Consider the following 25,205-nt stretch of genomic DNA (forward strand, 5'->3'; position numbering starts at 1 on the left):
ACACAGGTTTGCCGAGTCCCAGGGTCGATTCGCCGGTTTCCCGCACCGGAGCGACGACCGGGACCTGGCGGCCTGCCGAGCACCAGCACATGGCATGTGGCCTCCCGTTCCGCGACAGCCACCGGTGAACGCGGCCCCACCAGCCGCATTCGGCGATCCTGCCCCCGGGATGAATTCTGCGGCGGTCGACGTCTTCGCCTCCCGGCGTCGACGCGCTGACGGCAGTCGCGTCGAACGGTTGCAGGCCATGCCAACTGGCTCGGCGGCGAAAAGGCAATACGCAGTGGATGTCGTACGGAACCGGCATCCCCTGCGTATTGCCGTTTTTCAGGCCTTGTCCAGCTCGATCAGTCGACGGCGCAGCGCCAGTTGCCGCTCCTCGTCCGGCAGCGCGTCCGCGACGAGCAACCGGGGCAGCAGGTCACGTTCGCGGGTGAGCGCGCGGAAGGCCAAGTTGATCGTGATGTCGTGGTCCGGCCGGTGCACGATCCGAATCGGATCGCCCGCTCGGAGCCGCCCCGGCGTGATCACGCGCAGGTACGCCCCAGGAACCGCCTTCGCGGTGAAGGTTCTGACCCAGCCGCGCGTCTCCAGCCACGTGGCGAACGTGCGGCACGGAACCCGGGCGGTGGCGACTTCCAGAACCACCTGGTCACCGATCTGCCACCGTTCGCCGATCAGCGCGCCGGTGATGTCCAGCCCGGTCGTGGTGAGGTTCTCGCCGAACGAGCCAGGCGTCAGCGGCCGTTCGAGGTACGTGGACCAGTCCTCGAGATCCTCGCGGGCGTAGGCGTAGACCGCCTGGTCGTTCCCGCCGTGGTGCCGAAGGTCGCAGACCTCGTCGCCGACGAGGGCGCTGCCGCCTGTCCCTTTCAGGCCGGGCGCGCGTACCTCGACCGGACCAGACACTGGCCGCTTGTCGATACCGGTGAGCCCAACGCCGGGCAGTTCGATCCCAGCACCCATATTCACTGACAACACGGCAGACACCGCACGGACGCTAGTTGCGCGGCAGCGCCGTGGCGAACGGATTTCACCGCCGTCAGGTGATGGCTTTCAGCACGATGTCCAGCACGCGGATCGCGCCTGCCTTGTCCAGCGGCTCGTTTCCGTTGCCGCACTTGGGGGACTGCACACACGACGGACAGCCGGACTGGCACTCGCAGGACGCGATGGCAGTCCGGGTCGCGGTGAGCCACGCGGACAACGAGTGGAAGCCGCGGTCCGCGAACCCCGCGCCGCCCGGGTGCCCGTCGTGCACGAACACGGTCGCTTCGCCGGTGTCGGGGTGCATCGCCGTGGACACGCCGCCGATGTCCCACCGGTCGCACGTGGCCAGCAGGGGAAGCAGGCCGATCGCCGCGTGCTCGGCCGCGTGCAACGAACCGGCGGTGCGGGCCCGTTCGATCCCGGCGCCGCGCAGGAGGTCCTCGGCGATGGTGTACCAGACCGCCCGGGTTTCCAGCGTCCGCTCCGGCAGGTCGAGCGGCACTTGGTCGAGCACCTCACCGGTCGGCAGCCGCCGCAGGTAGGCGACCACCTGTGACGTCACCGCGACGTCCCCGAGGCACACCGACACACCGCCGAAGTCCTGCTTGGTCAGCGTTTTGAGCACGGAGATGTCCACGACTTCCCGCGGCTGGGTGGTCCACTCCGGATCCTCCGGGTGCACGAGCGCGAGGCCGGTCTCCAGGTCGAGGTCGTCGACCACATAGGACGTGCCTTGATGCAGGTACACCGCTCCAGGGTGCACGCTCGTGCACGCCGAACCCGGGTCGACTGTGCCGAGCATCCGCCCGGTGTCCGCCTCGACCACCATGATCTGTTCGCCGCCAGAGCCGCGGATGTCCACCTGCCCGTGTGGCCGGTCCCGTGAGGTCCAGTACCAGCCGGCGGGGCGCTTGCGCAGCACCCGTTCGGCCACGAGGTTCTGCAGCACCTCGCGTGCCGTGTCCCCGCCGAACGGCGGCAGGTCCTTCTCGGTGAGCGGTAACTCGGAGGCGGCGCACGCGAGATGCGGCGCGAGCACATAGGGGTTGAGCGGGTCGAGCACAGTGGCCTCGATTGGCCGGTGCAGCATCGCGGACGGGTTGTGCACCAAGTACGTGTCGAGGGGGTCGTCACGCGCGACGAACACCACGAGCGAGCCGTCCCCGGCTCGGCCCGCGCGCCCGGCTTGTTGCCAGAACGACGACAGGGTGCCTGGGTATCCGGCTACCACCACCGCGTCCAGCCCGGCGATGTCCACACCGAGCTCCAGCGCGTTGGTGCTGGCCACGCCGAGCAGTTCACCGGAGGCGAGTGACTTCTCCAGTGCGCGGCGTTCCTCCGGCAGGAACCCGGCTCGGTACGCGGCCACCCGCCCGGCCAACGTACTGTCCACTTGGGACAGAGCGTGCCTCGCCGACAAGGCGGTCAGCTCGGCTCCGCGGCGAGAGCGCACAAAGGCGAGCGTGCGTGCTCCTTCGACCACCAGGTCGGTCAGGATCCGCGCCGTCTCCGCACCGGCCGACCGGCGGACGGGCGCGCCGTTCTCGCCTCTGATCTCGTCCATCAAGGGCGGTTCCCACAGTGCGACGGTCCGTGCGCCGCGCGGTGAGCCGTCCTCGGTCACCGGAACGCATTCGACGCCGGTGAGTCGTGTCGCCGAGATCGCCGGATCGGACACGGTTGCGGATGCCGCAATGAATATCGGGTCCGAACCGTAATGCGCCGCCACCCGGCGAAGCCGGCGGAGCAACAGCGCGACGTGCGAACCGAACACTCCTCGGTACGCGTGCGCCTCGTCGACCACGATGTACCGCAACCGCCGGAAGAACTGGGACCAGCGCGCGTGGGACGGCAGGATGCCCCGGTGGATCATGTCGGGGTTGGTGAACACCCACCGGGCGTGCGCGCGTACCCAGTCCCGTTCCTGCATCGGGGTGTCGCCGTCGTAACTCGCTGCACGGACGTCGGGGAGATCTAGATCACACACCGAGCGCAGCTGGTCGGCGCCAAGGGCTTTCGTGGGCGCCAGATAAAGCGCCGTGCAGCGCCGGTCGCCCGCGAACGAGGACAGCACGGGAAGTTGGTAGGCCAACGATTTCCCGGAAGCGGTACCCGTCGAAAGTACGACGTTGCGCGAATTCCACACGTGTTCGGCGGCCTCGATCTGGTGCGCCCACGGCCTTTCCACGCCACGTGAACCAAACGCGGCGACCACCTCCGCAGGCGTCCAACCAGGCCATTCGGTGAACCGGGGTGGTCGCTCGGGCAGGTCCTCCGCGTGGGTCAACGGGTTCTCGTCGGCCGCGACCCCGGCGAGGACACGGGAAAGCAACTGCCGCCCGCGTTCGATTCGCACCTCACCCACGTCATGACTTAAGCACACGGGCACGACACTCCGCCCCGGCCTGGTCTTGATCGATACCGAGTTCGATAACCCGAAGATAACGGAACGTACACGGCCGGGGACGCCTCACGTACGAGTGCCTCCTTACACATAGACTCCGCCGACGTCCCACCACTTGTGGTGGTGAGCACGTCCCGTCGGGGTAGTCAGCGGACGGGAGAAATCGGCAGATGTCACAGGAGGACATGGATGTCCGGGCAGTACCACCTTGCGGAGGCTGCGCTCTCCGGTGGTGACCGCGGCGTTGTCGCCGTCGTCGCCGTGGTCGCCCTCGCTGCTCTTGCCGTCGGTTATGTGCTGCTCAGGGAGGTGCTGGCCGCGGGCCAGGGCACCGCGAAGATGCAGGACATCGCCAAGGCGGTCCAAGAGGGCGCGGCGGCCTACCTCAAACGACAGCGCAACACCTTGATGATCTTCGGCGTCGTGGTGTTCCTGCTGCTGTTCGCGCTACCGGCGGATACCGTCAACGAACGGATCGGCAGGTCGATCTTTTTCCTGGCTGGCTCGGTGTTCTCGTTCGCCATCGGCTATCTGGGCATGTGGCTGTCCACGCAGGCGAACCTCCGCGTCGCCGCGGCGGCCAACGAGGACGGTGGACGCGAGAAGGCGACGCGGATCGCGTTCCGCACCGGCGGCGTGGTCGGTATGGCCACCGTCGGTCTCGGTCTGTTCGGTGCCGCGCTGGTGGTGCTCGTGTACGCCGGTGAGGCCCCGAAGGTGCTCGAGGGCTTCGGTTTCGGTGCCGCGCTGATCGCGATGTTCATGCGTGTCGGTGGCGGTATCTTCACCAAGGCCGCCGACGTCGGCGCCGACCTGGTCGGCAAGGTCGAGCAGGGCATCCCCGAGGACGACCCCCGCAACGCGGCGACCATCGCCGACAACGTGGGTGACAACGTCGGTGACTGCGCCGGGATGGCCGCGGACCTCTTCGAGTCCTACGCCGTGACGCTGGTCGCCGCGCTGATCCTGGGTAGTGCCGCGTTCGGCACGCAGGGCCTGCTGTTCCCGTTGATCGTCCCGGCGATCGGTGTGATCACCGCCGTCATCGGTGTGTTCATCACCAAGGCCCGGCCGGGCGAGAACGGCCTGAGCGCGATCAACCGCTCCTTCTACATCTCCGCGCTGATCTCGCTGGTGCTGTGCACGATCGCCGCGTTCACGTTCCTGCCGACCTCGTTCGCGGGTCTGGAAGGCGCGAAGAACGTGGCACTGGCGGGCAACCCCGGCCTGATCGCCGCGATCGCCGTGATCATCGGCATCGTGCTGGCCGGCATCATCCTCTGGCTGACCGGCTACTACACCGGCACCGAGCACAAGCCGGTCAAGCACGTCGGTGAGACGTCGAAGACCGGTGCGGCCACGGTGATCCTGTCCGGTATCTCGGTCGGGTTCGAGTCCGCGGTGTACACCGCGCTCGTCATCGGTGGCGCTGTCTACGGCGCGTTCCTGCTGTCCGGGGACGTGACCGTCGCGCTGTTCGCGATCGCCCTGGCCGGTTGTGGTCTGCTGACCACCGTCGGCGTCATCGTCGCGATGGACACCTTCGGCCCGGTGAGCGACAACGCGCAGGGCATCGCGGAGATGTCCGGCGACGTGACCGGTGAAGGCGCGCAGATCCTGACCGAGCTGGACGCGGTCGGCAACACCACCAAGGCGATCACCAAGGGCATCGCGATCGCGACGGCCGTGCTCGCCGCGACGGCGTTGTTCGGTTCGTACAGCGAGGCGATCCGTGACGCGAAGACAGCGGCACTGGGTGTGGCGCAGGACTTCGCAGCCAACCTGATCAGCCCGAACACCCTTGTCGGTGTGCTGATCGGTGCGGCCGTTGTGTTCATGTTCTCCGGCCTGGCCGTCAACGCCGTGTCCCGTGCCGCGGGCGCGGTCGTCTACGAGGTGCGGCGCCAGTTCCACGACAACCCCGGAATCATGGACGGTTCGGTCCGTCCGGAGTACGGCCGCGTTGTGGACATCTGCACGAGGGACTCGTTGCGCGAGCTCGTGACGCCCGGTCTGCTCGCGGTGTTCGCCCCGATCGCCGTGGGCTTCGGTCTCGGTGTCGAGTCGCTCGCCGGTTATCTCGGCGGCGCGATCGCGACCGGCACGCTGATGGCGGTGTTCCTGGCCAACTCCGGTGGCGCGTGGGACAACGCGAAGAAGCTCGTCGAGGACGGCAACCACGGCGGCAAGGGCTCGGCTGCCCACGAGGCCACCATCATCGGTGACACCGTCGGCGACCCGTTCAAGGACACCGCGGGTCCGGCCATCAACCCGTTGATCAAGGTGATGAACCTGGTCTCGGTGCTGGTCGCGCCCGCCGTGATCACGTTCTCGTTCGGCGCGGAGAAGTCCGACGCCCTGCGGATCGTGATCGCACTGGTCGCGGTGGCGATCATCGCGGCGGCGGTGATCGTGTCCAAGCGTCGCGGCAGCGCGATCGCGGACAGCCCCGCCGAGCAGGTCAACAGCGCCTGACCGGTTGAGCCTCCAGGGCCACCCCGCCATCGGTGGGGTGGCCCTCACTCTGTCCAAACCCAGGCGCGGGTACCGTCGCGTCTGCCATGTCCTCGAGGCCGGGAGAGTTCATGAGTCGTCGCCTTACGTTCGTCGCGTTCGCGGCAGTGCTGGCCTTCAGCGGGTGCTCGAGTGACGATGGCGGCAATCCGCAGAACGCCGCAGGTCAGAACACTCCCGCCGGGTCGGGTCAGCAGCAGCCGGGACAGCCGCCGGCCAACGGTGGCGGCGGTGGTGGCGGCACCGAGCCTGCGAAGCCCGCGCCGCCGCCCGCGCCGAGCAACGGCGATCCGGCGGTCTGGGTGGACAACCTCTGCGCCCCGATCAGCGACTTCACCAAGTCGATCGCGGGCCGGATGAGCGAGCTGGGCAACGCGGCCGACCAGACCCAGATGCAGGCCAAGCTCGGCCAGTTCATCGACGGCATCGCCAGCAGCCTCGGCGACACGGTCGGCAGGCTCAAGCAGCTGGAGCCCGCGCCGGTCAAGGGTGGCGACGACGTCAAGAACAAGATCATCGGCGTGTACACGAACTCGCAGAACGCGCTGAAGGAAGCCGCGGCGAAGATCCGCGCGGGCGACCAGGACGCGGCGGGCAAGGTGATGGAGACCCTCGGCGACGAGACCGCCAAGATGACCGACCCGTTCAAGGACAACGACACCGCCGAGATGCGGGCGGCGATGCAGAAGGCGCCACGATGCCAAGACCTCCCGAGGAACTGAGGGCGCGGCGCGCCGCTCTGGCGTTGGCGTTACCGCTTCTCATCGGGCTGCCGGGCGTAGCAGGGTGCCAGGTGCCGCCGAGTTCGTCGGCCAAGCCGGGACCGCCGACGAGCGCGCCTGCCAGTCCGGCGGCGGTCGAGTGGGCCGACCGGCTGTGCGGGGTGATCCTCGAGTACGACGGCACGCCCGTGAAGTTCGAGGTCGACGCGACCAGCCCGGAGACCGCGGTCGCGTCGCTGAAGCGGTCGCTGGAGACGATGTCCGGCCGGATCGACGACACCCTCGGCAAGCTCAGGGAAGTCGGACAGGCACCCGTGCCGGGCGGCGACGAGGCCGCGGTCGGTCTGGTCACCTCGTTGGAGGACCGCAAGGCCATCGTGACCCAGTCGCTGGGCAGTCTCGGCAAGATCAACGTGGCCGACCGCACGACGGCGACGCAGACGCTGAAGGAGGTCGCTGAGAACCTCCAGCGGCTCAAGACGCCGGTGAACCCGCTCGAAGGGATGGGTGAGCGCTTCCCTGAGCTCCAGGCGGCCGCTCGCAGCGCGGACACGTGCACGGAGATCACCAGGGTGCGGGCGAGCAGGTCCGCTCTGCCGCCGCCGACGTCCGGCTCGGTCGAGTACCCGTCCTCGTCGTCGACACCGTCCACGTCGCCGTCGGCCCCCGGCACGGACACGTCCACGCCGTCAACGGAGACGACGACCCCGGCTTTCTGACCGCCACGCCGACCTCGCGGGACTGGAACATATGTTCTATTCTGTGACACGTGGGGCAGATGTCGTTCTTCTCCGCCGAGGCGATGCAGCCAGGGGTGGCCGACCTGGCTGGGCTTCTGTGCGCGTCCGGGCAGGTCGCGCACTTCGCTCGTCGCGCCGCGCGGCTCTCGGTGGTGGTCGGCGAATCCTGGCGGTGTGACGCGGTGGCCGAGGCCTTCGCCGAACGCGGCATCGATCCTGAGGTCGGCGTCTCCGACGAGGAGCACCCGCTGGTCAGGACCGCTTTCCGGACGGACCTGACGAGCCTGGCGGACGCGTGGACGCGGGACACCTCGAAAGCGGTACCGACCGGGCTCGCGCTGGATGGCGCCTCCCTGCGGTTATGGACGCTCGCGACGGGCCGCTGGATGGGCAACGGGTACGTGCTCGGCCTCGACCCGATGGCGCCCGAAACGCACGAGCCGCTCGTGGGCGCCTTGACCCGGATCGGGCTACCCGCGACCTTGCTGGGGCCCCGGGCCGATGGTCCCGGCATACGGCTGACCGGCCGACGCCGGATCGGCCGCCTGGTCGAATTGGTCGGCCGGGTGCCCTCAGGTGCCGCCGAACCGTACTGGCCGGTGTGAAGATACATCCAAATGGGTGAATTTCTCTCGCGCGCGTAGGGTTGCCTCCAGTGATGCACTCGGACGCGTCGCCGTGCTAGTAGTGGGTTGCCTGCGGACCGTGGCGCAATGGGCTTCACATGCGGCGGGACGCGCTCGGGTAACGAGTCGGATGCTCTCGGCGAGTTAGAGAGGGTCACCGGCGGTGACCCGGAAGAACGCCGATGGGCGGTGTGCCCCGGGCCACCTCCGCTACGGCAAGCGGCACCGGGCAGTGCACACTGACGGGCTGATGCTCGAAGTCGAGCATCTCGACAGGCGGGACAGAGGGCAGGAAAGCGTGGCAGCAACTCGGACGAAGAAGAGCGACAGTTCGGCCAACGGTGCTGTGCGCCGGTTGGTGATCGTCGAGTCGCCTGCCAAGGCGCGCAAGATCGCCTCCTACCTCGGTCGCAACTTCGTGGTCGAGTCGTCCAAAGGGCACATCAGGGACCTGCCCCGCAAGGCGGCCGAGGTGCCGGCGAAGTACAAGGGCGAGTCGTGGGCCAGCCTCGGCGTGAACGTCGACAGCGGGTTCGAGCCGATCTACATCGTCACGCCGGACAAGAAGTCGACCGTCACCGAGCTGAAAGAGGCGTTGAAGGACGTCGACGAGGTCTACCTCGCGACGGACGGTGACCGCGAGGGCGAGGCCATCGCGTGGCACCTGCTCGAGACGCTCAAGCCGAAGGTGCCCGTGCGCCGGATGGTCTTCTACGAGATCACCGAGCCCGCCATCCGCGAGGCCGCGGCCAACCCCCGTGACCTGGACCAGCACCTGGTCGACGCGCAGGAGACCAGGCGGATCCTCGACCGGCTGTACGGCTACGAGGTCAGCCCGGTGCTGTGGAAGAAGGTCATGCCGAGGCTGTCGGCGGGCCGCGTGCAGTCGGTGGCCACGCGCATCGTCGTGCAGCGTGAACGCGAGCGGATGGCGTTCGTCTCCGCCTCGTACTGGGATATCGCGGCGACCATGGACGCGGGCGAGAAAGCGGACACCCGCAACTTCGGCGCCCGCCTGATCGCCGTGGACGGCAGCAGGCTCGCCACGGGCCGCGACTTCGGCCCGGACGGCAAGCTCAAGAACGCGGGCGACGTCCGTCTGCTCGACGAGACCGAGGCGCGCCGCCTCGCTGAGGCGCTCGACGGCGCCGACATGCGCGTGGCGAGCGTCGAGGAGAAGCCGTACACGCGCAAGCCGTACGCGCCGTTCATGACGTCCACGCTGCAGCAGGAGGCCAGCCGCAAGCTGCGCTTCTCCGCGGACACCACGATGCGTGTCGCGCAGCGCCTGTACGAAAACGGCTACATCACTTATATGCGTACCGACTCCACGACGCTGTCCGAGACAGCGATCACGGCAGCTCGTGCGCAGGCCGAGAGCCTGTACGGCAAGGAGTTCGTCCACCCGACGCCCCGCCAGTACACGCGCAAAGTCAAGAACGCGCAGGAGGCGCACGAGGCGATCCGCCCGGCCGGTGAGGTGTTCCGCACGCCCGGCCAGGTCGCCAACGAGCTGCAGTCCGACGAGTTCCGGCTCTACGAGCTGATCTGGCAGCGCACGATCGCCTCGCAGATGGCGGACGTCCGCGGCACCACGATGACCGTGCGGATCGTCGGCACGGCCGCGTCCGGCGAGGAGTGCACCTTCTCGGCCTCGGGCCGCACCATCACATTCGCCGGATTCCTCAAGGCGTACGTCGAGACGGTCGACTCCGAGCAGGGCGGCGAGGCCGACGACGCCGAGAGCAGGCTGCCGCAGCTGGTCAAGGACCAGCAGCTGACCGCGACCGAGCTGACCGCGGACGGGCACTCGACGAACCCGCCGCCCCGCTACACCGAGGCCAGCCTGATCAAGGCCCTGGAAGAGCTGGGCATCGGCCGCCCGTCGACGTACTCGCCGACCATCAGCACCATCCAGGCCCGCGGCTACGTGTGGAAGAAGGGCGCGGCGCTGGTCCCGTCCTGGATCGCGTTCGCCGTGGTCGGCCTGATGGAGCAGCACTTCGGCAGGCTGGTGGACTACGACTTCACCGCGACGCTGGAAGACGAGCTCGACGGCATCGCCGAGGGCCGCCAGGAGCGCAACGACTGGCTGACGGGCTTCTACTTCGGCGGCGACGTGGGGCCGGAGGGCTCGGTCGGCCGTGCGGGCGGGCTGAAGAAGCTGGTCGGCACGGGCGTCGACGAGATCGACCCGAGGCTGGTCAACTCGATCCCGATGTTCGACGACGCGGAAGGCCGCAAGGTCGTCGTGCGCGTCGGCCGTTTCGGCCCGTACCTGGAGCGCGAGGTCGAAGGCCCGGGGGACGAGGTCACAGCGCAGCGGGCGAACCTGCCCGAGGAGCTGCCGCCGGACGAGCTCACCCTGGAGATCGCCGAGCAGCTGTTCTCGACCCCGCAGGAAGGCCGGTCGCTCGGCACGGACCCGGTGAGCGGGCACGAGATCGTCGCGAAGGACGGCCGCTTCGGCCCGTACGTGACCGAGGTGCTCCCGGAGGAGAACGGGAACAAGAAGGTCAAGCCGCGCACCGGCTCGCTCTTCAAGTCGATGACTCTGACAGACGTGACGCTGGAAGACGCGTTGAAGTTGCTGTCATTGCCACGTGTGGTCGGCAAGGACCCGCAGTCCGGCGACGAGATCACCGCGCAGAACGGCCGCTATGGCCCGTACCTGAAGAAGGGGACGGACTCGCGGTCGCTCACCACCGAGGACCAGATCTTCACGGTGACGCTCGACGAGGCGCTGAAGATCTACTCGGAGCCGAAGAAGCGCGGCCGTGCGGCAGCAGCCTCGGCGCCGCCGTTGAAGGAGCTCGGCAACGACCCGGTCTCCGGCAAGCCGATGGTCGTCAAGGACGGCCGCTTCGGCCCGTACGTGACCGACGGTGAGTTCAACGCGTCGCTGCGCAAGTCCGACAGCGTCGAAGGGCTGACCGACGAGCGTGCCGCCGAATTGTTGGCGGAGAAGCGTGCGAAGGGCCCGGCGCCGAAGAAGGCTCCCGCCCGCCGCAAGACGACGACAACGAAGACGGCCACAGCGAAAACAGCCACGGCGAAAACAGCCACGGCGAAGACTACGAAGGCGGCCACGACGAAGACGGCTGCCAAGCCTCGCGCGACGGCGTCTCGCAGCAAGTCCAAGTAGCGGATCGAGGTGGGGCCTCGCGCCCCACCTTTCCCAGCTGGTTCAACGCTCGGCCGCTCGACGGCGCCGTGCTTCTCGGTGTGCGACTTCTGCGGACACTCGGCGTTGACGTCACCAGTCCACTTTGGATCGACTGTGTCCAGGTGGTCGCGGTGACCCGCCCGGTTTGGCCGTGTCTTGTGTTCGCCGTGCTCCCATGCCTGATGGCTTGGCGGTACTCACGACCGTCGACAGTGAAGCTTCTGCGACCCGCTCGAATCTGCGCGGGGTAGCCTCCGGCCCCCGATTACCAGCCTACCGGGGACGTACGACAGATCGGGCCGGGATCTCTGAGTTGTCCACAGCGATCATCGGGCTCCTACCTGGTGAAACGTCTGAGCATCGATGATCTATCCCAAGGCCTGTGGATAACCTGTGGGCAGTTCGGCGTCCTCGTCGGCACCCACCGGTAGCGTGGAATCGAGGGCTGCTCAGAACGGGCGTCCGGCTGCGCATAGCTGAGAACTGTTGGGGTTCAGGGTGATCCGCTCCCGTGGAGTGGCGAAGTGGACCTGCGGCGTCGAAAGTGGATTCGAAGCGGCTTCCGGCCCTGGAATCCGGTGTAGACAGTGCGACAGCGGGAGACTCGCGGTCGGTGCCGAGTTATCCACAGGTATTTCTGGCTTTGACCTGCTGAGACCACGGACAACGCATGATCCACAGGGTGGTTGTGGACAACTTTGTGTACGGGTGAGGGCGGGTTCCCCGTGAGGCGATAGCGTGGGTGTGAGCAGTGAGTGGCCAGGGGAGGGGCACTGTGCATGGTGAGGTGGAGCGGCGCGCGGTCGAGATGTGGTTCCGGCGGCGTGGTCTGCCGATGGTCGTGCGGCGGCAGGTCAGGGGTACCTCGTTGCTCTCCCGCGCCACGCCCGCGTTGGTGTTCCTCGTCCTCTTCCAGCCGCTGCTGAACTGGGTCAACGCCGAACTGGACAAGCTCGACGTCAGCACAGCCAAGGCCCCCTATGTCATCGGCCTGCTCGCGCTGTCGCTCGCGACCTTCGTCGTACCTGTCCTGGTTGCGTGGTTCGTGTCGTGGGCGTTGCGCAGGCGGTCCGAGTTGAAGCGGCTGCTGATCGCCTCCGTCGTGCTCGTCCTCGGGGTTGTGGCGCTGCCGTTGATTCAGAAGAAGCTCGGCCAGATCAACAACGTCCCGGTCACGATGGGGACGTACGCGTGTGTCGCGGTCGGCGTCCTCGTTCTCGTGTTCGTCGGCGCCGGGTCGGTTCTGGCCTGGACGTTGCGAGTTGCCGTCCGGCACGTTCGTGACGTCGGCAACCTGGCGAGCCGGGCGCTGCCGCTGCTGATGATCTTCATCCTGTTCGGGTTCTTCGCAACCGAGACGTGGCAGATCGCGCAGAAGCTGCAGGACGAGGACGGCCGCCGGACCAACCTCTGGTTGGTGATCGGCTTGTTCGGGCTGCTCGCCTCGCTCTTCCTGATCGCCATCCTGCGTGACGAGGGCCGTGAGGTGCTGGCCAAGCACCGGGCCGCGAGCATGAAGGACTACGAGGCCGTCCTCGACAAGACCCCGCTCAACCACGACGTCCCCGACATCCACAACCACCCGTTGACCCGCCGGGAGAAGCTGAACCTGGCGGTCGTCGTCTTCCTCGCGCTGGCTCTGCAGGCCGTGGTCTTCGCCTTCGTCGTCTTCTGGTTCCTCGTCGTGTTCGGGCTGATGGCGATCGACGACAGCGTGATCCAGGGGTGGCTCGGCAAGGCGCCCTCCGACAGCGGTCACCTGTTCGGTGTTCCGCTACGCGGTGTGAGCGACGAGTTGATCCTGGTCTCGATGTTCCTCGCCGGCTTCTCCGGGATGTACTTCGCCGCGTCCAACGCGACGGATCCCACGTACCGCAAATCTTTCTTCGACCCGTTGATGGCCGATCTCGCGGTCAGCCTGGCCGCGAGGGACGCATATCTCACGCTGTGGGACAAGGATGGTGACCCGCCGGGCTACCCTGAAGAGGGACCTTTGGCGACGAAGGGTGACCTGGAGTGGCAGAAAACTCAGTGACCGGGGTCGACGGCACGTACGAGCCAGTGCCGCCGCCGCTGTTGACCGACCCGCTCTCCGGCCTCGTCACGGGCGCGAACCTGCCGACGCAGCGCCGCGACGAGTTACCGCTGGTCAAGCCCGCCCTGCCGGATCCGGACGACATCCGGGCAGCCGTCGAGGCAGCGCTGGACGCCGAGGAGAAGCCCGAGGATCCGCCGCAGGAGGCCCCGCCGCCACAGCCATCGAGCGCGGCGCCCGGCCTGCTCGGGCAGTGGGCGTCCGCCGCGGCCGTTGCCCGCAAACTCCGTGCCACGAAAAACCGGATCACCGCTTCGCCCGCTGAGCGCAAGCCGGCCGGCATGCGCAGCGGAATGGCCGTCGTCCTGGTCATCGTGCTGGTCACAGTGGTGATCCTGTACTTCGTGATCACCAGCTTGGTGCATACCTTCAGCCAGCTCTTCGGGTGACACCGGCTGGAGCTACGCTGGTGCGTGCCGGAATGAGGTGGGGCGTATCAGCACAGGTGGGGACCAGACCGCGCGGGCCGAGGACACGCCTTCGGCCCGTTCCGACGCATCCTTGGCGCACCGGATCCGCAGCGTGCTGGCCATCAGGCCGTTCCGCAGGCTCTGGGGCGTCAGTTTCATCTGCAGCATGGGCGACTGGCTGTCGCTGCTGGCGCTGACCGGCCTGATCACGAAACTCACCAACGACTACGCGATCCAGAACTACGCCTTCGCCGGTGTCGTGCTGACCCAACTGCTGCCAGGGCTGCTGTTCGCGCCGTTCGGCGGCCTGCTGGCGGACCGGTTCGACCGGCGCAAAGTCATGGTCGTCTGCGACGTCATGCGCGCGGCCCTGCTGGTGTCCATCGCTGTCGTCGGCTCACCCATCTGGCTGCTCATCGCGAACTTCCTGGTCGGCTGCTGCCAGTTGCTGTGGATCCCGTCGAAGGACGCGGCAGTGCCCAACCTGCTGCGCCGCAAGGACCAGGTGGAGACGGCCAACCAGCTGTCACTGGTGATGACGTGGGGGATCTCGGTGATCGCGGGCGCGGGGCTGTACGCGCTGCTCTACGGCATTTCCCAGCAGGTGTTCCACGTCAAGCTGGACGACACGGGCATGGGCATGGCCACGATCATCGTGGGTATCAACGCCCTGTTCTACCTGACGTCCGCGATCATCGTGGCCACGCGAATCCCCGAGCTCTCCATCCGCGTGGCCTCCACCACCGCGGCCAAACCGGACGGCGAGCAGGCGCCCGAAGGCAATCCGGGACTCTGGGCACTGCTGCGCGAAGGCCTGCGGTTCATCCGCAGCACACGCCTCGTGCGTGGCCTGCTGATCGGTATGACCGGGGCGTTCGCCGCCGCGGGCGCGCTCGTCGGCAGCTCGAAGCCGTATTCGTCCAGCCTGATGGGCGGTGACTCGGCCTTCGGCTGGCTGTTCGCCGCACTGTTCGTCGGCATCGGCTCGGGTATGGCGTCGGCCACCAAGATGGCGCAGCGGATCCCGCACAACCGCCTGTTCGGCATCTCGATCGTGCTCGCCGGTCTCGGCCTGGTGCCGGTCGCCGCCTCGCCGCACCTGTGGGTGTCGCTGGTCGCGGTCGCGTTCGTCGGGGCATGCGCGGGTATCGCGTTCCTCACCGGTGTCACGATCATCGGCACGCAGGTCGAAGACGCCATCCGCGGCCGGATCAACGCGATCTACCAGTCCTTGATGAAGATCATCCTTGCCGGGTCGATGATCACGGTCCCGCTGTTCATCGGCCTGGTCCGGCCGCGCAACGTGGAGATCTTCGGCAGCGCGGTCCGCATCGACGGCACCAGGCCGGTGCTGTTCGTCGCCGGACTGATCGCCGCGCTGGTCGGCGTGATCGCGTACCGGCAGATGGACGACCGCCGCTCCGAGACGATCCTGGCCGACCTGAAAGCCGCGATCCGGGGCAAGCCCCGCCGGTACACCGGCCTGCTGATCGCGGTCGAAGGCGACACCGCACAGGACACCGCGGCCCAGTCCCGGCTGCTGACCGACTGGCTGCGGAGGTTCGGCAACCGGGAGATCATGCTCGCGACCGACCCGACGCTCAACGACCGGCGGCTGCGTGCCGTGCTCGCCGGCGCCGAACTGACAGGCGCACGGGCGCACGCGCTGGTGGCGGCCGCAGTCCGGGCGGACATCGTGGAACGGGAGATCCGGCCCGCGCTGGACCGCGGCGCGATCGTGGTCATGGAGCGGTTCGTCGACAGCCCGTTCGCGCACCTGTCCGCCGTCGCGGGGCTCGACCCGGAGGAGATGGAAGGGCTGACCGACTGGGCCACCGCGAAGCTGCGGCCGGACCTGACGGTGCTGCTCGACCGTGACCCGGCGACGTTGCCGCAGACGAAGTACCAGTCGAGCGACCACCACTGGCGTGTCCAGAACGTCCTGACGGACATGGCGTCCTCCGACCCGGACCGCTATGTCGTGGTCGACACCGACGACGATGACGACGCCACCGCGCAGCGCGTGCAGACGGCCGTGCGTGGCGCGATAGCGGCCCGCAAGCTCGGGCTCGACGAAGGTGAACGGACGCCAGTGGAGGCCTAGTGACCGTCTGGTCGCAAGTTGTCGGGCAGGCAGACGCCGTCGAGGTACTGACCAAAGCAGCTCAAGCGGCGGCGTTGATCGTGCGCGGCGAGCAGGCCGCGTCAGGCGGTATGACGCACGCCTGGTTGTTCACCGGCCCACCTGGCTCAGGCCGTTCCACCGCGGCACGGGCGTTCGCGGCCGCGTTGCAGTGCGATTCCGGGACGGGTTGTGGTGAGTGCAGCGGTTGCCGCACAACCATGGCCGGGACACACGCGGACGTACGACTGGTCGTACCCGAGGGATTGTCCATTTCGGTCGCCGAGATGCGTGCGCTCGTGCAGACAGCGGCTCGGCGCCCGACCGGTGGCCGTTGGCAGGTCGTGATCATCGAGGACGCCGACCGGCTCACCGAAGGCGCCGCCAACGCGCTGCTCAAGGCGGTCGAGGAGCCGCCGGAGCGCACGGTTTTCCTGTTGTGCGCGCCGTCGGACCACCCGGATGACGTCTCGGTGACCATCCGATCCCGGTGCCGAGGCGTGTCCTTGCGGATTCCCCCGGCTCCGGCCATCGCGGAAGTCCTGATGGGCCGCGACTCGGTCGAGCCGGACATGGCGAAGTGGGCCGCGTCGGTGTGCGGCGGGCACGTCGGCCGCGCGCGTCGCCTGGCGACGGACGAGGCCGCGCGCGACCGCCGCGCCGCCGTGCTGCGGATCCCCCTGGGGCTGCGGCGGCCCGGAGACGTGTTCTCGCTGGCCGACGAGCTGGTCAAAGCCGCTGAGAACGAGGCGTCCGAGCAGAGCGGGTCCCGTGACGAAGCCGAACGCGACGCACTGAAGACGGCATTGGGCGCCGGTGGCACCGGAAAAGGCACCGCGTCGGCGACCCGCGGATCGGCCGGGGCGTTGAAAGAGCTGGAGCGCAGGCAGAAATCCCGCGCGACCCGTACCCAGCGCGACACGCTGGACCTCGCGCTCGTCGACCTGGCCGGGTTCTACCGGGACGTGCTGGTCACCGGCAGCGGGTCGGAAGCCGCGCTCAACCACCCGGACCACGCGAACGACGCGCGTACCGCCGCCGCCTCATGGTCGCCCGAATCGACGCTCCGGCGCCTCGAAGCAGTTCTGTCGTGCCGCGAGGCGCTGGAGCTGAACGTGAAGCCACGCATCGCCGTCGAGGCGATGGTGACCACGCTCTACTACGGCTGAACGTCCTCGGCGGGACGCATCCGGCGGATCCGGCGCGTGGGCAGCGCGGCGACGAGGATGACGCCGATCAGCAACATGGTCGTGCCCGTCCAGAACATCGGGATGGCCTGGTAGGCGCTGGTGTACGCCAGAGGCGGTTCCTTCGGCGCCGGAGCCTTGGCCGGCGGCTGCGCCGGGCCGCCCGCGGTCCCGCACACCACACCACCGGCAGGCGCCGCGGCCCGTGCGACCTGCTCACCGAGGGAAACCTGAGCCAGCGCCGACGGCAAACCCGGCAGGCCGAGCGCCTGCGTCGGCAGAACCTGAAGATCCAGCATCCGCGCACTGGCAGCGAGCTGGTGGCCCTTGAACGGCTGAGCCATGTCCTCGGCCTTCTGCTGCAACCCGGCGATGGACAGCCGCAGCACACCGATGTCCAGCTTCAACTTGTTCAACTCACCGGCGTTGGACTGCAACGGCGAATCCTTGGGCAACGCGTTGGCCAAGTCGCCGATCAACGGCAGCTTCTTGAGCGCGTCCGGCAACTGCTTGGTCAGGTCCGGCAGCGGAATGCCGATGGGCACGTCGAAAGTCGGGTTGGCGGCGTCCAGTTTGAACAGAACCTTGTCGCCCTGCTTCACCTCGAGCACAGGGGCGGTGTACTTGACGGTGGACGTCTTCGCGTCGCCAGTGGACGTGACCTGCAAGGTCGGCTGGCTGACGACGTTGAGCGAAAGCGAGAACGGCGTGCCCGCCAACAGGTTGAGGCTGGCGACCTGCAGCGTGGAAGTCGAGCGAACGGCCTTGTTGGCCGTGCCCGGGATGTCGACGAGTTCGACGACCGAGCGCGTGGACAACGTGTTCGGCAGGCTGATCAGCGAACCCGCGCCATCAGCCTTGTTCGGGCCGGGCAGCAGCCCGCCGAGCTCGGCGAGCGGGCCAGGCAAAGCCTTGAGCTGGTCGGTGAGAGCGGTGAGCTGGTCGGGGCTGAGCTTCGACTCGGTCAGCTTCCCGGAGAGGTCGGTGATGCCCGGCAGCGTCGGAATCGCGTTGAGCAGCGACAAGCTGGCCAAGGACGTGCTCGCGTCGGACAGCGGGGTGACGCACGGACCGAGCGTCTCACTCCACCGGGCATGCGCACTGCCGTTCAGCAAACCGACCTTGACCAGCGCGTCAAGCGGCGTCTTCGGCGGGTTGAGCCCGAACGTCGTCGGCTTCTCGTTGTCCGGCAGAGCGGTCTGCGCGACAGAACCAGGCGCCTGCGGACTCTTGCCCTGAACAGCGACCCCACCAGGCGAAGCCTGCGCGATGGCCCGTTCGGCGACGAGCAGGGACTCGGAGTTGACCTGAGCGCTGGACAGCCCGAAGCCGACCTCCAGCGCGGACTGCTTCGGCAACTTCTCGGAGTACCCGGGAAGGATGGTGTTGGTGGGGGCGGACGACGGAAGGATGCGGACCATCGAAAGCGCGGTGCCCGCGTCCCCGATGGCATGCCCGAGCGGCTGCGGCCCGACAGGGCTGGAAGCAGGCGGGGAGTTCGGGTCCTTCGGCGGCGGAAGAGGCGTCGTCGAAGGCGGCTGAGCAGCGGCAGCAGCAGGGGCGACCACCAGCGCGAGCACGCCGACAACCACCGGCATGGCCAACGCAACCGGCATGCTTCTCCGCATAGAAACGTCCCCTCCTTGCGACCGCCGTCACATAACCCAACGACCAACCAGCGGATAGGTGACTCACCCACGCGGGTGGTCGTAAACCCGTCGACGGCACCCGCTACACTGGACAAGCACACGCCGCCTTAGCTCAGACGGCTAGAGCGACGCACTCGTAATGCGTAGGTCAAGGGTTCGATTCCCTTAGGCGGCTCCATCACTGACCAGGCCCTTCCCGGGATTTCGGGAAGGGCCTGAGTCTTGAGGGTTGCAGTTTGGGTTGCAGTTCTCATCGGTACGGGGCCGTTCAGTCCCAGAGCGCGGAGCCCATCAGGTCGGCCGCGTCACGCTTCGCCGGGTCGCTCACGTGCGTGTAAATCTGGGTGGTTCGGACGTCGGCGTGGCCGAGGATTTCCTGGATCGTTCGAATGTGGACACCCTGCTCAGCCAGCAGCGTCCCGGCCGTGTGCCGACCGTCATGGACCCGGACGTAGCGGACCCCGGCGGCCTTGAGCAGCTCGCCCCACTCCTCCCAGTCGTCCCGGGGGTCGATGGGCTTGCCGTTCGGCTGACAGAACACCAGGTCCCAGTCATCCCACAGGTCACCAGCGATTTGCCGCTCCTTGTCCTGCTCGATCTTCTGTTGCCGAAGTGCGAGCAGGAGGGGCTTGGGCAGTACACCGGTCCGCCGCCCCTTGCCCTTCGGCTTCCGAAAGACCATCCCGCCGCCCGTGCGTTCCGGGCATGACCTCGCATGTCGCGTGCAGTTCGCCGGGCAGGGAGGTGGACACCTTCTCTTGTGCAGCTTGCAGCCCTTCCGGCACGGTTTCCGCTTGTGCAGACGGTCGCCGCAGGCGTGCGGGTCTTCGCAGCCGTGCTTCCAGTTGTTGCGCTGGATCTGCCACCAGACCTTGAACGCGCCCGTCTCCAGGTCCACGTACTTCCACCGCAGCCCCAGGGCCTCACCTTGCCGCAGTCCGCAGGCGAGCCCGACCGACCACCTTGCCCCGTTCCGCCGCTTCTGGGCGACGTGCAGGACCTTCCTGGCCTCGTCAGCGTCCAAACTGTCCTGTTCGATGGGTTCGGCCGACGGGGCGTCGATCAGGTCCGCCACGTTCCGGCCGATCTTGCCGCGCCGCACGGCGATCTTCAGGGCGCGCGACAGGATGCGATGCACCTTCAAGACGTGTGACGCCGCCATTCCTTCCTTGAACATCACGGCGTACAGCGCGTCCAGGTGCTCGGGCTGAAGACGGTCGAGCCGGTGCTTGCCCAGGTTGGGCAGGATCCAGTTCCGCGCCTTCGACCAGTAGTCATCGTGCGTCTTGGGAGCGAGTTTCTGGACCGCGATGGTGTCGAGGTAGATGGTCATCCAGTCTTCGACCGTCGGGGCCTTACCGGCCTTCTTGACCGTGCCCGCGTCCCGTTCACGCTCCAGCACCTGAACCGCTTTGGTGGCGTCCGTTTCGGACCTTCGCTTGACGTGCCGACGGTCCGGCGAGCCATCGGACTTCACGCCCATGGTCACCCAGCCGTGCCAGACGCCGTGCTTGTCCACGTAGATCGAGGACCGACCATTGGGCTTCCTGGTCGCCATTACGCCGCCTCTCCGATCAGGCCATCGAGGTACTTCTGAATGGCCTTGGCAGGCACACGGCGGCTGGCCCCGATCTTCACGGACTCCAGCTCACCCGACCTGATCAGACCGAAGACGCGGGTGCGTCCGATGTTGAGCATCTTCGCCGCCTCTTCGACTCGGTACAGCTGCCTCTCCATGTCTTGCGCCCCCTCGTTCATGCCGCCGCCCCGGTTGCCGAAAGATCTGCCGCGAGTAGTGCCGAGTCGTATTCCGCCCGCCATCGGATGCGTTCGGCTATCGCGTGCATGAGCAGGTGATCGCGTGGTGGTGCGTTCTGGTCGGTTGGGTCGACCTTGCGCCAGATCAGTCGGGACGTGTCCACGACTGGCTTCACGATCCCCACGGCCGCGAGCATTTCGGCCACGAACGCCTTCCGGTCTTCCTTGTGGTCGGCCAGCGTCTTACCGGACCACTTCCGGGACACCAGGACCCTGCGACCGGGCAGGCCGAGTGTGGTCCGCTTGTGCGTTTTTCCCTTGCAGTGCCCGGGAATCGTCTTGCTGGTGACGCCCTTGGGGTTGATGCCGTAGAGCAGCCAGACCGCGCACTCGGGCGAGCACGGTGTGACCGCAAGCTCTGCCTGGAGACGGTCATGGTGTGCCGCTTGGCGTTCGCTGGTCGCTTCGATGACCTCGCCAGTGGACTTGGTGAGGTACTTGGTCAGGTAGCCGATGTGACGGCCTGCCTCGTCGGTGTCGCCCAGGATTCCCTTGGAATGGACCTGTACGCCGAATCGGGCGACGTGAGCAGGTTCGTCTACAGCGGACACCGCGTCATCCCAAGCTGTCAGAGGTATCCGTGTCGCTGAGTCGACAAATGTCTTTGTTTGCGTGTCCCACACGGGCAGCGGTTCGCCGTCCTGGTAGACGCGCTCGTCATGGTTTGGCCACCACACTTGGTGATAAGTGGCCGCGGTGACGAGTTTCAGCAGCTCATGCGGGATGGATCCACGGATTGCGGCGTGCAGGTGTGGAGCTGCCCGCTTCTGCGGTTCGACGGTGGCGAAGTACTGGACGTCCCAGCCGACGACCCGTCGCAGGTTCTGCCACCACCGGTCGACCAGCGAGGAGAAGTGCACTGCGTCGCGGGCTGCTCGTCGGTAGTCGTAGGTGTTCGGGTTGACCGGTGTGCCGTCGTCGAGGACACGGCCGTAGGTGTCGAGGGTGAGCGTGACGAACATCGAGGGCCGGTACTTGCCCGCGAACTCTCGCCCCACGGTCCGCTTTTCGACCCTGCGTCGAGGCAGGTCAGGGGCATCCTGGCGCCGCTTGGTCGACCGCTTGACCGCCTTCTTGGCCGGAGCATCCGGCGAGGGCAGTCGGCCCCGCATGCCGAGTTGCCGAAGTTCTTCGTCGGTCCGGGCGATCTCCTCCCGCAGGTCTTCGGCCTCGTCGAGGTCTCCAACGGTGACGGCTTGCTGGTAGGCGTTGAACAGGTCAGCCCGCAGCGTCAGCAGCGCTTTCTGATCGGCCGTTGGCGGTTCCGGTGTGAAGTCGGGCTCGTCGACCAGGTGCCAGCCCTCCCGGCACTGGGTGATCCGCAGAGCCCGGGCCTTCATCGCACACGGCCGACACACCGATTCGACCGTCGAGCCGCAGGGGACCGCGACGTACCGCAGCTCACCGGTGTCCTGGTCGCCGACTTCCATCGTGAAGGGCCTGGTACACACGCCATGTTGTTCGGCGGTTGCCTTGACCACGTCGGCCGCCAGGGGGACGCGCATGCGGTCAGCACGTGTTTGGTGGCCCTTGACCACACTCGTCGCGGGGGCGCTCATGCGACCACTTCCTGAGGTGCGGCCCATTCGCGGAGGAGGCCGAGCAGAATCGTGCGCCGTTCACCAACAGCCAGGTCCGGCCCGAAGACCTCAGCGTCGTAGTTCGTGCCGCTGAACACCATCACAGGCGTCTCGTCCGGCAGCCGCCCATGCACTTGGAGATGCACCGAGCAGCCCGAGGCCCTCCACACCACGCACCTCACCCGGGTCAGCGTGTCCGCCCACACGACCAGACCGGCGGCAACATCGGCCAGGCCGGACGCGCCGATCTGCACCGTGACCACCATGCCGTCCAGCAGATGGCGGCAAACATCGATCGAGGCTGTCTCCGGCAGTTCGTGCACCGTGAGGTGCTCCCGCAGAACACCGAAGGTCCCGTAGAACTCTCCGCTCGTGTTCACGCCGCAACACCACCCTCGAACGGCACCACAGCTCCACCGGTGAGGTAGTGGCCCAACTCGGTCAGGTTCTCGTCGGTCGCGTAGAAGGCCCTGCCGCGCAGCGGTTCTCGCTTGCCGTCCTCCTTGGCCCACGCCACGCCAGGAGTCAGTTCCGATATCTCGTGGGCTTCCGCGCCGCGTTCCCGGACCCCGTCGCCGAGGACCATGTCCACCTGTGCCGGTTCATCGAGGCGCATCGCGATGCGTGTGTTGAACAGGTTGCGGAACGGCACGATCTCCTTGCGCGGGTCCTGGACCAGACAGAGCGTGCCGACACCCGGAGCCCGCCCTTGCGAGGTGATCGTCTGCAACGCCGCCTGAGCGCGTTCCTTGAGCTTCTTGTCGGTCTGGTAGGCGATCACGTCCGCCAGTTCGTCCACGATCAGCAGCGTGAACGGCTCACCACTGTCCCGCGTCCACCGCCGCCTGATACCCCGATACCGGCTCGCCCGTTCCCGGACCTGTTCGGCGATCTCTTCGAGCAGCTCTACAGCTTCCACGCCGTTGCCGTACACGACCTTGTGGAAGGCCATGGGGCATTGGCCGAGTTCCATTCCGCCCTTGGGGTCGATGCCGTACAGCCGGACCGTGCCCGTCTTGATCATCGGAGCCAGTGCCCACACCGTCGACCACAACAGAGATCCCTTGCCCGCTCCCTGGACACCGACGACGAGAATCTGGTTACCCAGCAAGCGAATCCGCCACGGTTTACCCGTCTCTGTGCGGCCGATGGTGATCCGTTTCAGGTCCACGGCAGACGCGTCGGTAGGCATGACGGGAAGCGGGAGAACTTTGGTGAGCGGGTCTGAGTGGATGAGATCCAGTTCAATCTTGCCCGGCCCCAGCACCCGCACCCGACATGACTTCGCATGGAAGGAATGAGCCAGGCCGGAAGCTCGTTCGGCCCACTGCTCCGGAGCCTGCCCTTTGATCATCCTGACGCGGACCTTGTCGCGCCAGCCTTCCGCGCGGACCCGCTTGAGCTTCGGTCGGTACTCGCGTCCTTTGGCGGTACCGGTCAGGTTCGACAACCGCATGACCGTGCGCCAGTCCCACGCGTACACCCACAGCCGCCGAACCTCAGTCCGAAGCCACCGCATCCACCGCTGATAGGTATCGACCGACCGCCACCACCACGTCAATAACCCGCCCAGCAGCACCGAGACCACCGAGCCGACCAGGTAGTGACCCGCCCACCAGTCCAACACCACCGCGCCAGCCACCATCGTGACCAGGATGGGGTAGTACCAGCACAGCCGAGCCAGCTTGCCGACCAGCCACACCAGGACCCAGGCCAGCACGACCGGGAAGATCACCAGCTTGACCCAGCCCGGGAGCATGGTCCACCACGGCAGCCGAGGCCGAGCGACCTCTAACGGGGCCGGGTCGATCCAACGTGAACCCTTATGCGCGTTCATCAGTAACCACCCCGAACCGTCGCGTCCGAGGGCTTACTGATGTCGCCGAACTTCAGGGCCAAGGTGCCCAGGCACTTCGCACACTGGATGTCGCCGGGCAGCAACTTGGCGTACTTCTTGCACTTGGCACACCGAGTCCGGGTGACCTCACTTGCGGACACCACAGGGGTGTGTTCTACGCTTTCCACTGTCTACTCCAGGTGGGTAGGCAGCACAGAAGCGGATCAGGTTGGTAGCCAGGTGTCCGCTTCTGTGCCCACGGGAATCGTTGTCCCGCAACAGGACGTGCGTCATCGCCACACGACCCGTCGTGCGTTAAAACGTCTAAAGTGGAATCAGATGGCTATGGTCGGGCGCCCTCCACAACCCGCAGAGCACGAGCCCGACGAGGCTGCCACGCCTTGTCCCACATCTCGAAGAAGACCAGCTGCTCGTCCGCTGGCACCTGGTACAGGGCCAGCATCGCCGACAGCTCGTCACTCCACGGCAGATACCCAGCCTCAATCCGCTGCACCCGATACCGCGACCGGCCCAGACGCACACCGGCCTGCGTCTGCGTCAACCCCGTCTCCTCACGCAGCTGACGCAGCCGTCTGGCCAGCTCTTCACCGTGCGCGTTGGGTGTCCACGGCCCTCTCATGCCAGCCACCGCAGAATCGTCGTGGGCTCATCGAGTGCGGAGAGCTGTAGCGTCAGCTCGTCGTGCAGCTCGGCCAGGCCCTCGATCACTGCTGCCTGACACCGAAGCCGTAGCGCCTCTTCGTGCAGCGCAGCCGCACCCGCACTGTCGGAATCAGCGAGGGCGTCCGCGAAGACCGTCAACGACGCAGCCTGCGTCCGCAGTGATCCCACGACGTCCTGAGCCGCTGCCTCAGGCCCAGGGATTGGCCAGATCGTGGTCATCACCTCTCGCCTCCGTCGATCGCGTCAGCGACCCGCGCGGCTTCGCGCGACAGCTCTCGGCAGAATCGCGTGAGCACCTGTGCGCCGTCCGGGAATGCCGGAAGCTGGATCGCGAGGTTGACCGGGTCCAGGTAGAGAATCAGTGTCGGCAGTTCCGGCGTGACCATCACCAGGCCAGCCGTCGCGTCCTTGCCGGGCGAGCACGTGACGTTGAAACCCATCGCTCACGCCTCCTCAGTCCGTCTGGTGGCCTTTTCCAGGGCGGCGTAGCCGGACTGGATCGCGTCCAGCAGCTCCTCCACCGCGTCCCGATCGATCAGCAGTGCGAGCGGGAAGGCGTTGCCGAAGCGGATCTCCACCCGGTCGGCGAACGGCAGAGCGCGGGAGCGGATCGGCAGGCCCTCCATCACGTGAACGCTCACCAGGTCGCGCATGTCAGTCT

The 25,205-nt window shown here is 67.3% G+C and carries 21 protein-coding genes and 1 tRNA gene; 10 read left to right on the plus strand and 12 right to left on the minus strand.

All coding sequences use genetic code 11. From position 1 onward, the window contains the following. Positions 1-327 precede the first annotated feature (327 nt). Positions 328-966: an MOSC domain-containing protein gene (locus AOZ06_RS01865; protein WP_054287810.1), complete on the minus strand. Its 639-nt coding sequence runs from the start codon at positions 964-966 to the stop codon at positions 328-330. Between the two features lie 76 nt (positions 967-1,042). Beyond that, complete coding sequence (locus AOZ06_RS01870) at positions 1,043-3,355, minus strand: DEAD/DEAH box helicase (protein WP_054287811.1); 2,313 nt, start codon at positions 3,353-3,355, stop codon at positions 1,043-1,045. Positions 3,356-3,583: 228 nt separating this feature from the next. Here AOZ06_RS01870 and AOZ06_RS01875 point away from each other — a divergent pair, with 228 nt between their 5' ends. The 9 genes from AOZ06_RS01875 to AOZ06_RS01915 all read left to right on the plus strand — a co-directional run bounded on the left by AOZ06_RS01875 (position 3,584) and on the right by AOZ06_RS01915 (position 16,958). Next, positions 3,584-5,869 carry a sodium-translocating pyrophosphatase gene (locus AOZ06_RS01875; RefSeq protein ID WP_054287812.1) on the plus strand — a complete coding sequence of 762 codons (2,286 nt, stop codon included), beginning with the start codon at positions 3,584-3,586 and terminating at the stop codon, positions 5,867-5,869. A 110-nt stretch (positions 5,870-5,979) separates the two neighbouring features. After that, entirely contained in the window at positions 5,980-6,630 is a 651-nt protein-coding gene (locus tag AOZ06_RS01880) for a hypothetical protein (RefSeq protein ID WP_157232756.1), read from the plus strand. Next, positions 6,606-7,349, plus strand: coding sequence for a hypothetical protein (locus tag AOZ06_RS01885; protein WP_157232757.1), 744 nt, complete (start codon positions 6,606-6,608; stop codon positions 7,347-7,349). Before AOZ06_RS01880 ends, AOZ06_RS01885 begins: the two co-directional genes overlap by 25 nt. A gap of 59 nt (positions 7,350-7,408) precedes the next feature. Then, the gene (locus AOZ06_RS01890) at positions 7,409-7,975 is read left to right on the plus strand and encodes a hypothetical protein (RefSeq protein WP_218922071.1); all 567 of its coding nucleotides are present in this window, start codon (positions 7,409-7,411) and stop codon (positions 7,973-7,975) included. Between the two features lie 271 nt (positions 7,976-8,246). Further along, positions 8,247-11,141, plus strand: a complete 2,895-nt coding sequence (topA, locus tag AOZ06_RS01895; protein ID WP_179950800.1) for a type I DNA topoisomerase — start codon at positions 8,247-8,249, stop codon at positions 11,139-11,141. Positions 11,142-11,937: 796 nt separating this feature from the next. Next, on the plus strand, positions 11,938-13,197 hold the full coding sequence (locus tag AOZ06_RS01900) for a hypothetical protein (RefSeq protein ID WP_157232758.1): 1,260 nt from the start codon (positions 11,938-11,940) through the stop codon (positions 13,195-13,197). Next, on the plus strand, positions 13,179-13,646 hold the full coding sequence (locus tag AOZ06_RS01905) for a hypothetical protein (RefSeq protein WP_157232759.1): 468 nt from the start codon (positions 13,179-13,181) through the stop codon (positions 13,644-13,646). Before AOZ06_RS01900 ends, AOZ06_RS01905 begins: the two co-directional genes overlap by 19 nt. A 37-nt stretch (positions 13,647-13,683) precedes the next feature. After that, on the plus strand, positions 13,684-15,771 hold the full coding sequence (locus AOZ06_RS01910) for a bifunctional MFS transporter/dTMP kinase (RefSeq protein ID WP_054287818.1): 2,088 nt from the start codon (positions 13,684-13,686) through the stop codon (positions 15,769-15,771). After that, a complete protein-coding gene (locus AOZ06_RS01915; RefSeq protein ID WP_054287819.1) occupies positions 15,771-16,958 on the plus strand; it encodes a DNA polymerase III subunit delta' in 1,188 nt (395 codons plus the stop codon). Before AOZ06_RS01910 ends, AOZ06_RS01915 begins: the two co-directional genes overlap by 1 nt. On the opposite strand, the gene AOZ06_RS01920 is transcribed toward AOZ06_RS01915, so the two are convergent. Then, a complete protein-coding gene (locus AOZ06_RS01920) occupies positions 16,949-18,604 on the minus strand; it encodes a hypothetical protein (protein WP_225953102.1) in 1,656 nt (551 codons plus the stop codon). The genes AOZ06_RS01915 and AOZ06_RS01920 overlap by 10 nt on opposite strands. Before the next feature lie 122 nt (positions 18,605-18,726). On the opposite strand from AOZ06_RS01920, the gene AOZ06_RS01925 reads away from it, so the two are divergent. After that, a tRNA-Thr gene (locus AOZ06_RS01925) sits at positions 18,727-18,803 on the plus strand. Between the two features lie 90 nt (positions 18,804-18,893). On the opposite strand, the gene AOZ06_RS01930 is transcribed toward AOZ06_RS01925, so the two are convergent. The 9 genes from AOZ06_RS01930 to AOZ06_RS01970 form a co-directional block, all read right to left on the minus strand. Beyond that, positions 18,894-20,183, minus strand: coding sequence for a tyrosine-type recombinase/integrase (locus tag AOZ06_RS01930; RefSeq protein ID WP_083471451.1), 1,290 nt, complete (start codon positions 20,181-20,183; stop codon positions 18,894-18,896). Continuing rightward, entirely contained in the window at positions 20,183-20,362 is a 180-nt protein-coding gene (locus AOZ06_RS01935; RefSeq protein ID WP_063809941.1) for a helix-turn-helix domain-containing protein, read from the minus strand. The genes AOZ06_RS01930 and AOZ06_RS01935 overlap by 1 nt, the downstream gene beginning before the upstream one ends. A gap of 17 nt (positions 20,363-20,379) precedes the next feature. Continuing rightward, entirely contained in the window at positions 20,380-22,002 is a 1,623-nt protein-coding gene (locus AOZ06_RS01940) for a replication initiator (RefSeq protein WP_054287822.1), read from the minus strand. After that, positions 21,999-22,403: a hypothetical protein gene (locus AOZ06_RS01945; RefSeq protein WP_054287823.1), complete on the minus strand. Its 405-nt coding sequence runs from the start codon at positions 22,401-22,403 to the stop codon at positions 21,999-22,001. The genes AOZ06_RS01940 and AOZ06_RS01945 overlap by 4 nt, the downstream gene beginning before the upstream one ends. Next, positions 22,400-23,782: an FtsK/SpoIIIE domain-containing protein gene (locus AOZ06_RS01950; RefSeq protein ID WP_225953100.1), complete on the minus strand. Its 1,383-nt coding sequence runs from the start codon at positions 23,780-23,782 to the stop codon at positions 22,400-22,402. The genes AOZ06_RS01945 and AOZ06_RS01950 overlap by 4 nt, the downstream gene beginning before the upstream one ends. Positions 23,783-24,203: 421 nt before the next feature. Continuing rightward, positions 24,204-24,500 (minus strand): helix-turn-helix domain-containing protein, encoded by a 297-nt coding sequence (locus AOZ06_RS01955; RefSeq protein WP_054287825.1) that lies wholly within the window; start codon positions 24,498-24,500, stop codon positions 24,204-24,206. After that, complete coding sequence (locus AOZ06_RS01960; RefSeq protein ID WP_157232761.1) at positions 24,497-24,763, minus strand: hypothetical protein; 267 nt, start codon at positions 24,761-24,763, stop codon at positions 24,497-24,499. Before AOZ06_RS01960 ends, AOZ06_RS01955 begins: the two co-directional genes overlap by 4 nt. Next, positions 24,763-24,984, minus strand: coding sequence for a hypothetical protein (locus AOZ06_RS01965; RefSeq protein WP_054287827.1), 222 nt, complete (start codon positions 24,982-24,984; stop codon positions 24,763-24,765). Before AOZ06_RS01965 ends, AOZ06_RS01960 begins: the two co-directional genes overlap by 1 nt. Positions 24,985-24,987: 3 nt before the next feature. Then, positions 24,988-25,197 carry a hypothetical protein gene (locus AOZ06_RS01970; RefSeq protein ID WP_225953099.1) on the minus strand — a complete coding sequence of 70 codons (210 nt, stop codon included), beginning with the start codon at positions 25,195-25,197 and terminating at the stop codon, positions 24,988-24,990. Positions 25,198-25,205: the final 8 nt, after the last annotated feature.

Origin of the sequence: Kibdelosporangium phytohabitans, assembly GCF_001302585.1 — a bacterium.
GTDB classification, from domain to species: domain Bacteria; phylum Actinomycetota; class Actinomycetes; order Mycobacteriales; family Pseudonocardiaceae; genus Kibdelosporangium; species Kibdelosporangium phytohabitans.

What these genes read in the sequence shown, in the direction of transcription:
- AOZ06_RS01885 (WP_157232757.1), top strand. Translation starts at nt 6,606, where the DNA reads ATGCCAAGACCTCCCGAGGAACTGAGGGCGCGGCGCGCCGCTCTGGCG.
- AOZ06_RS01965 (WP_054287827.1), bottom strand. Translation starts at nt 24,984, where the DNA reads ATGGGTTTCAACGTCACGTGCTCGCCCGGCAAGGACGCGACGGCTGGC.
- AOZ06_RS01880 (WP_157232756.1), top strand. Translation starts at nt 5,980, where the DNA reads ATGAGTCGTCGCCTTACGTTCGTCGCGTTCGCGGCAGTGCTGGCCTTC.
- AOZ06_RS01890 (WP_218922071.1), top strand. Translation starts at nt 7,409, where the DNA reads ATGTCGTTCTTCTCCGCCGAGGCGATGCAGCCAGGGGTGGCCGACCTG.
- topA (WP_179950800.1), top strand. Translation starts at nt 8,247, where the DNA reads ATGCTCGAAGTCGAGCATCTCGACAGGCGGGACAGAGGGCAGGAAAGC.
- AOZ06_RS01955 (WP_054287825.1), bottom strand. Translation starts at nt 24,500, where the DNA reads ATGAGAGGGCCGTGGACACCCAACGCGCACGGTGAAGAGCTGGCCAGA.
- AOZ06_RS01950 (WP_225953100.1), bottom strand. Translation starts at nt 23,782, where the DNA reads ATGCTCCCGGGCTGGGTCAAGCTGGTGATCTTCCCGGTCGTGCTGGCC.
- AOZ06_RS01930 (WP_083471451.1), bottom strand. Translation starts at nt 20,183, where the DNA reads ATGGCGACCAGGAAGCCCAATGGTCGGTCCTCGATCTACGTGGACAAG.
- AOZ06_RS01920 (WP_225953102.1), bottom strand. Translation starts at nt 18,604, where the DNA reads ATGCGGAGAAGCATGCCGGTTGCGTTGGCCATGCCGGTGGTTGTCGGC.
- AOZ06_RS01970 (WP_225953099.1), bottom strand. Translation starts at nt 25,197, where the DNA reads ATGCGCGACCTGGTGAGCGTTCACGTGATGGAGGGCCTGCCGATCCGC.
- AOZ06_RS01935 (WP_063809941.1), bottom strand. Translation starts at nt 20,362, where the DNA reads ATGGAGAGGCAGCTGTACCGAGTCGAAGAGGCGGCGAAGATGCTCAAC.
- AOZ06_RS01865 (WP_054287810.1), bottom strand. Translation starts at nt 966, where the DNA reads ATGGGTGCTGGGATCGAACTGCCCGGCGTTGGGCTCACCGGTATCGAC.
- AOZ06_RS01875 (WP_054287812.1), top strand. Translation starts at nt 3,584, where the DNA reads ATGTCCGGGCAGTACCACCTTGCGGAGGCTGCGCTCTCCGGTGGTGAC.
- AOZ06_RS01960 (WP_157232761.1), bottom strand. Translation starts at nt 24,763, where the DNA reads ATGACCACGATCTGGCCAATCCCTGGGCCTGAGGCAGCGGCTCAGGAC.
- AOZ06_RS01940 (WP_054287822.1), bottom strand. Translation starts at nt 22,002, where the DNA reads ATGAGCGCCCCCGCGACGAGTGTGGTCAAGGGCCACCAAACACGTGCT.